Raw genomic sequence first — 6226 nt, forward strand, 5'->3', positions numbered from 1 at the left:
TGCTGCGTGATCGTCGAGGCGCCCTGCAGGCGCCGGCCGCTGCCGCGATTCTGCAGCGCGATCGCGGCGGCGCGTGCCATGCCGACGGGATCGACCCCGGGATGATAGCGGAAACGCCGGTCCTCGACCGCGACCATCGCGTCCTGCATCACCTGCGGCGTTTCCCGGAGGGTCAGCCAGCGGCCGTAATTGGGGCCGAGCGACAGGAATACGGTGCCGTCGGCGGCGCGGACGCGGATCGTCTGCCCCGCCGGCGATTTCTTGAGCTCCTCGAAACTCGGCATGCGCTGCACCGCGATGCCGACCGCGACGCCCAGCGCGACGAGGCCGACGACCGCGAGGCCGATCCCCCAGCGCAAGGCGCGGCGCAGCCACAGGCGCCAGCCCTGCGGCGCGCCACGGGGCGAGCCGCTGCCTTTGCTGGACGATGACGATTTATTCGACGAAGCCTGCTGTCTCTCGCGGCGCAAAGCCCGTATTCCTTCCCTCACTGCGCCCCTGATGCGTCAGTCGGCGCAGCTGGGTTTCAGCTCTCGCCCGTCTGCGCCTCATCCTGCCCGCGGTCCGCGAAGTCAAGCGCCGCGCTGTTGATGCAATAACGCAGCCCCTCGGGCCCGGGGCCGTCGGGAAAGACGTGGCCGAGGTGACCTTCGCATTTCGCGCAGCGCACCTCGGTGCGGACCATGCCGTGGCTCGCGTCGCGATGCTCGGTCACCGCGGCATCGCCGGCGGGCGCGGTGTAGCTCGGCCAGCCCGATCCGCTGTTGTACTTGGTGCGGCTGTCGAACAGGGGCGCGCCGCATCCGGCGCAGCGATAGACGCCGTCGCCCTTGTGATCGGTATATTTGCCCGTGAAGGCGCGCTCGGTGCCGCCTTCGCGCAGCACATGGTGCGCCATCGGGTCCAGATCCTTGCGGGTGGTCGGGTCGGTCATGGGACTATCTCCTGTCCGCGGGGCCCGCGGGCGCCGCTCTTGTCCATGATATCGGTCGGCGCGCGCGCCGCTGCAAGGGGTATGGCCCGGGACACCGGGGCGTCAGCGCCCGCCGATGCGCGTCGCGCGGGAGGCTATTCGCACCAGGGGCGGAAAAAGTGACGCCGCCGCCGTCATCGGCCCCGCCGTGCGCGGATTTTCGCCCAGCCGCCAGACCAGATTGGCGAGCATGAAAGGCCGCGCCGTGCGCGCCGCGAGTCCGCGCTGAAAGCCCGGTGCCGCGTCGCCGCCGCCGCGCCGCCACGCCGCGACCGCCGCTGCGGCGCTCGCGATCGCCAACCCCATGCCTTCGCCCGCAAGGCTCGGGATCACCCCCGCCTGGTCGCCGAGCCGGAACAGGCCGGGCGCCGTATCGACGGCGCGCCAGCCATAGGGAACATGGCCGATCGCATCGACGGCGCGCGACCGGTCGGCATACGCCAGCCGCTCGCCGAGATGCGGCAGCGTATCGCCGAGCAGACGCAGCAAGGCCGCCGGCTCGCCTCCCGCCTCGTCGAGCCGTGACTTGTGGACGGCAAGGCACAGGTTGCCGCTCCCGTCCTCCTGCCGCACCAGCCCCGCATAGCCGCGATCGAACAGATGCAGCTCGACCGCGTCGCCGACCAGCCGGGCCAGCACGGGATGCGCGGGGAGCCGCAGCCGCAGGCCGATGACCGGGTCGCTTCGCTGCCATGCGGCGGGTTCGCGCGGAAAGCCGCGAAAGCCGTGCTTGCCGGTTGCGAGGAAGAGCGACGGGGCCACGAGCCGCGCGCCGTCGCGCGTCTGCACCGCGCCGCCCCCGATCGTCGTCGCATGGACGCCGCGCTCGAGCCCCGCGCCCGCGGCGACCGCGGCCGCCTGCAACAGGCCGTCGAGCCGATGGCGCGACACGCCCCAGGCCTCGCCCGGCAGCATCGTCTCGCTTCGCCGCGACCCCGCGAACAGCCGCACGCGCGTCACACGCTGCCCGCCGAGCGCGGCGCGGTCGACCCCGAGCGCCTCGAGCCGCGCCAGCGTCTGCCAGCTCAGAAAACCGCCGCACAGCGCATCGCCGACGTCGCGCGCGCGCTCGATCAGCAGCACCGCCGCGCCGCTCCGCGCCAGCCCGATCGCCGCCGCCGATCCGGCGGGCCCGGCGCCGACGACGACCGCATCGTTCACCGGATCCGCTCGACGCACAGCCGCCAGGGAAAGCTGCGAAAGATGCGGCATTCGTCGGCGCCGTCCGGCAGCGCTTCGGCCAGCATCGCCCGCCACTCCTTCCGGCGAAAGCTGCGCCCGACCGACAATTGCCCGTCGCGCCGCACGATCGGGTCGACCCGTGCCAGCGCCGCGAGCAGCGGATAACCGGCAAAGGGCAGCCGCCGGCGATGGAGGTCGTTGACCAGCCAGCCGCGCGCCGCCTCGCTTTCCATGAAGCGCAGAAATCCGGTCCGCTCGGTCGGCGTCATATGGTGGGTGACGAGGCTCGAAAGGATGATGTCCCACCCCTGCCCCGCCAGATCCCGGTAATCGCCGGTGATCAGCCGGGCCCGGTCGCCGAGCCGCACCGCGGCGACCGCCTCGCTCTTGCGGTTGAGGTCGATGCCGACCAGATCGAGCGCGACGCCGCGCCGCTCGCCCCAGCGCGCGATCCGCGCGAGCATGTCGCCCGCGCCGAACCCGACGTCGAGGATGCGCCACGGCCGGTCTCCGGCGCCGCGCGCGCGAACGCGATCGAGAAAGCCCAGCGTCGGGCGCGGCGCCAGCGTCAGCGCGTTGATCCGCGACAGGTCGGCGAGCACCTTCGCATAGCGCGCGGGCGGCAGCCCGGCCGCGTCCATCTCCTCCTCGCGCGCGATCGGGACGCGGAGACTCGCGAAGGGGTTCATGCCCCGAACCGGATCGCTTCGGCGGCGAGCCCGGGGCCAAAGGCGATCGCGATCCCCGGCCCCTTCGCGCCGCGCGCCATCATGTCGGCGAGCACGAACAGGATCGTCGCCGACGACATATTGCCGAACCGCGCGAGCACCGAACGGCTGTCGGACAGCGCCTCGGGGGCGACGCCCAGCGCATGCTCGACCGCATCGAGCACCGACCGCCCGCCGGCATGGACCGCGAGCAGCGGCGGCGGTCCGCCATCGCCGAACAGCGCCCGCTGGACCGGCCCGTCGGCCAGCGCTTCGCGCAGCCGCCCGGGCACCTCGCCCGACAGCGTCATCTCGAAGCCCCTGTCGCCGATGTCCCAGCGGATCAGATCCTCGCTGGCGCCGAGCGCGAGGCTGCGCCCCTCGCCCAGCGCGAGCCCGTGCGGCGCGGCGGAGACGATGCCCGCCGCCGCGCCGTCGCTGAACTGCAGCATCGCGAGCAGGGGTTCGGGCTCGTCGGCGAGGCTGAGGTGAAGCGTCGACAGCTCGACGCTGACCACCAGCACCACGGCGTCCGGCTCGGACCGCACGATATGCCGCGCCGTGCGCAGCGCCGTGACCCCGGCGTAACAGCCCATGAAGCCGATCAGCACGCGTTCGACCGCGACGGAAAGGCCAAGACGGCGCGCGATGATCTGGTCGATCCCCGGGGCGACGAAGCCGGTGCAGCTCGCGACGACCAGATGGGTGATCCGCGCGGGATCGAGCATATCCCCCAGTCCGGCGATCGCCTGCATGGCCAGTTCGGGCGCATGGTCCGCATAGGCGCGCATGCGGACCGACGTCGGCGGCAGGCCCGGTACGTCGTAAAAGCCGCCCGCCGCCACCGGCGAACCGCCGTCGGCCGTCGGCGGCAGCACCGACCAGCGATGCGCGATCCCCGACCGCGCGGCCATGCGCGTGAAGATCGCGCGGGCCCGCTCGTCGCTCAGCCGCGGCGTCGCCCAGTCGATGAAGGATTGATGGATATCGTGCCCCGGCACCGCCGTGGCGAGGGCGTTGAGCCGGGGGGACGGCGGGGGTGTTGTCATCGCGCACATGTGGCCGAAAAGCGGGAAACAGGCCAGCGATTAGCGCCGCGCCGGCTTTACGGCAGCTTAACCACGTCGGGGCTATCGTGACGGGTGTGAAATCGCGTCTTTTCCTTTGCCTTGCGCTGGCGTCGGGCGCTGTGCCCGCGGCGGATGCGCAGTGCATGCTGTGCGCGCCGGACAAGGCGGCGGGCGCGGCGGTCGGCACGGCCGGGGCGCCGCTCCGCATCGATGTCGAAACGCGCCTCGACATGGGGCGCATAGCGGTCGGCGCGATGGGCGGCGCGGTCGAGATCGATCCCGCATCGGGCGCGCGCCGCCTCAGCGGCGACGTCGTCGATTTGGGCGGCTTCGCACTCAGCGGCACCGTCACCGTGCGCGGCGAGCCCGGCGCCGGGGTCCGCGTGATCCTGCCCGCCAGCGTCGATCTCGAAAGCGGCCACGGCCGCACCGCGCGCGTCACCGGGCTCGTCACCGACCTCGCCGCCGCGCCGCGACTCGGTCCCGACGGCCGCCTGACGTTCCGCTTCGGCGGCCGCCTGCAGGTCGCGGCGCAGGACGACGGCGACTATCGCGGACGCATTCCGGTGACGGTCGAATATCAATAGCGACCGGCGGACGGCGTCGGCTTCGGGGTGGGGAGCGGTCGTTGCCTCGCAAAGCTCCAAAAGCTATGATCCGGGAATGGCAAGCCCCAGTCGTCGACAAGTTTTGGCAGTGCGTCTCGGTATCGCTCACCTCGTGGGCCTGTTGGTCGTCGGGTTCTACGGAACGATTGGAACCTCGGGTGGCTTTGGCGCGGGAGCATTTGTCGGCACGTTTGTCGGTGCGATATTGTCGCTTCCTTGGATCGCGGCGGTTCTCGCTATTGTTTGGTTTAGAGCGAATGCCTTAGACCGATACATCATTCCGTTCTGTATCTTAGGACCTATCGTCGTCTGCGGTAGTTGGTGGGCAATTGACGGCGCTAGCTTGCTTGATGCTGTCGCTTTGTCCTGTGTCGCGTCCAGCGTATGCTTGATCACCCTGACGTTGTTGGAACGGCGCAAAATGCTCGCGGACTGAACGTCCGCAATCGGTCGTTCCCGGACTTTCGTCACGCTTGAACGAGGCACGCGGTTCGTCCGGCTGATCCGGGACCAGCCTGTTCCTTCGAGAACGGGAAACGCGCGCGCGGGCCGCGGAATATCCGGTTCACGCGGAGACGCGGAGGGGATCGGCGCGCGGCTGCGGGGCGTCGGAATGAAGGGGGTTTGTTGATGCGCGGCTGCGCCGCCTCCCCCTTCCTCTCCGCGTCTCCGCGTCTCCGCGTGAAATCTTTCCCTTCGCTCTCTGCCCGCGCCTCAGTGCGGGCGATGCTCGCCCTTGACCCAGCGCACCGTGCCCGACGAGGCGCGCATCACCACCGTCTCGGTCGTCATCACCCCGTCGCGGCGGCGCTTGACGCCGCGCAGCAGCGATCCGTCGGTCACGCCCGTCGCGGCGAAGATCACGTCGCCGCTGGCCAGATCCTCGAGATCATAGACGCGCTCGAGGTCCTCGATGCCCCATTTCTTCGCGCGCTTGCGCTCGTCGTCGTTGCGGAACAGCAGGCGGCCCTTGAACTGGCCGCCGACGCAGCGCAGCGCCGCCGCGGCGAGCACGCCCTCGGGCGCGCCGCCCGACCCCATATAGATATCGATATTGGTTTCGGGGTTGGTCGTCGCGATCACGCCGGCGACGTCGCCGTCGGGGATCAGCGCGACGCCGCAGCCGATCTGGCGCAGCTCGGCGATGATCGCCTCGTGGCGCGGGCGGTCGAGGACGCAGACGATGATCTGTTCGGGCTTGCAGCCCTTCTCGCGCGCGACCGCCTCGACATTCTCGCGGACGCTGTTGTCGAAATTGACGATGTCCGGCGAATAGCCGGCGCCGACCGCGAGCTTGTCCATATAGACGTCGGGGGCGTTGAGCAGGCAGCCCTCCTCGGCGATCGCGAGCACCGCGAGCGCGTTGGGTCCCGCCTTGGCGGTGATCGTCGTGCCCTCCAGCGGATCGACCGCGATGTCGATCTTCGGGCCCTTGCCCGGCGCGTTGCCGACCTTCTCGCCGATATAGAGCATCGGCGCCTCGTCGCGCTCGCCTTCGCCGATGACGATCGTGCCGTCCATATAAAGCGTGTTGAACGCGGTGCGCATCGCTTCGACCGCTGCGGCATCGGCGGCCTTTTCGTCGCCGCGGCCGATCAGCTTCGCGGCGGCGATCGCCGCGGCTTCGGTGACGCGCACCATTTCGAGCACGAGCACCCGGTCGAGGTTGCTGCTATTCGTCATGTC

General features: G+C 70.6%; 7 protein-coding genes. 1 reads left to right on the forward strand and 6 read right to left on the reverse strand.

The annotated features are described in order from the left end of the window. From JHC57_RS20350 to JHC57_RS20370, 5 genes are all read right to left on the reverse strand, one after another. On the reverse strand, positions 1–470 hold a 470-nt coding region (locus JHC57_RS20350), incomplete at its 3' end, for a transglycosylase domain-containing protein (RefSeq protein ID WP_294032415.1). Positions 471–526: 56 nt separating this feature from the next. Next, positions 527–934, reverse strand: coding sequence for a peptide-methionine (R)-S-oxide reductase MsrB (gene msrB / locus JHC57_RS20355; RefSeq protein ID WP_294032416.1), 408 nt, complete (start codon positions 932–934; stop codon positions 527–529). 102 nt (positions 935–1036) lie between these two features. After that, positions 1037–2134: an FAD-dependent oxidoreductase gene (locus JHC57_RS20360; RefSeq protein ID WP_294032417.1), complete on the reverse strand. Its 1098-nt coding sequence runs from the start codon at positions 2132–2134 to the stop codon at positions 1037–1039. After that, complete coding sequence (locus JHC57_RS20365) at positions 2131–2844, reverse strand: methyltransferase domain-containing protein (protein ID WP_294032418.1); 714 nt, start codon at positions 2842–2844, stop codon at positions 2131–2133. Before JHC57_RS20365 ends, JHC57_RS20360 begins: the two co-directional genes overlap by 4 nt. Further along, entirely contained in the window at positions 2841–3920 is a 1080-nt protein-coding gene (locus JHC57_RS20370; RefSeq protein WP_294032419.1) for a type III polyketide synthase, read from the reverse strand. The genes JHC57_RS20365 and JHC57_RS20370 overlap by 4 nt, the downstream gene beginning before the upstream one ends. An 86-nt stretch (positions 3921–4006) precedes the next feature. Here JHC57_RS20370 and JHC57_RS20375 point away from each other — a divergent pair, with 86 nt between their 5' ends. After that, complete coding sequence (locus JHC57_RS20375; RefSeq protein ID WP_294032420.1) at positions 4007–4519, forward strand: DUF4402 domain-containing protein; 513 nt, start codon at positions 4007–4009, stop codon at positions 4517–4519. Positions 4520–5254: 735 nt separating this feature from the next. On the opposite strand, the gene glpX is transcribed toward JHC57_RS20375, so the two are convergent. After that, positions 5255–6223 (reverse strand): class II fructose-bisphosphatase, encoded by a 969-nt coding sequence (glpX, locus tag JHC57_RS20380; RefSeq protein WP_294032421.1) that lies wholly within the window; start codon positions 6221–6223, stop codon positions 5255–5257. Positions 6224–6226: the final 3 nt, after the last annotated feature.

It is taken from the genome of Sphingopyxis sp. (assembly GCF_016463645.1).
Taxonomy (GTDB): domain Bacteria; phylum Pseudomonadota; class Alphaproteobacteria; order Sphingomonadales; family Sphingomonadaceae; genus Sphingopyxis.

Excerpts from the sequence above, each read along its gene's own strand:
- msrB (WP_294032416.1), bottom strand. The coding sequence starts at position 934 with ATGACCGACCCGACCACCCGCAAGGATCTGGACCCGATGGCGCACCAT.
- JHC57_RS20365 (WP_294032418.1), bottom strand. The coding sequence starts at position 2,844 with ATGAACCCCTTCGCGAGTCTCCGCGTCCCGATCGCGCGCGAGGAGGAG.
- JHC57_RS20370 (WP_294032419.1), bottom strand. The coding sequence starts at position 3,920 with ATGTGCGCGATGACAACACCCCCGCCGTCCCCCCGGCTCAACGCCCTC.
- glpX (WP_294032421.1), bottom strand. The coding sequence starts at position 6,223 with ATGACGAATAGCAGCAACCTCGACCGGGTGCTCGTGCTCGAAATGGTG.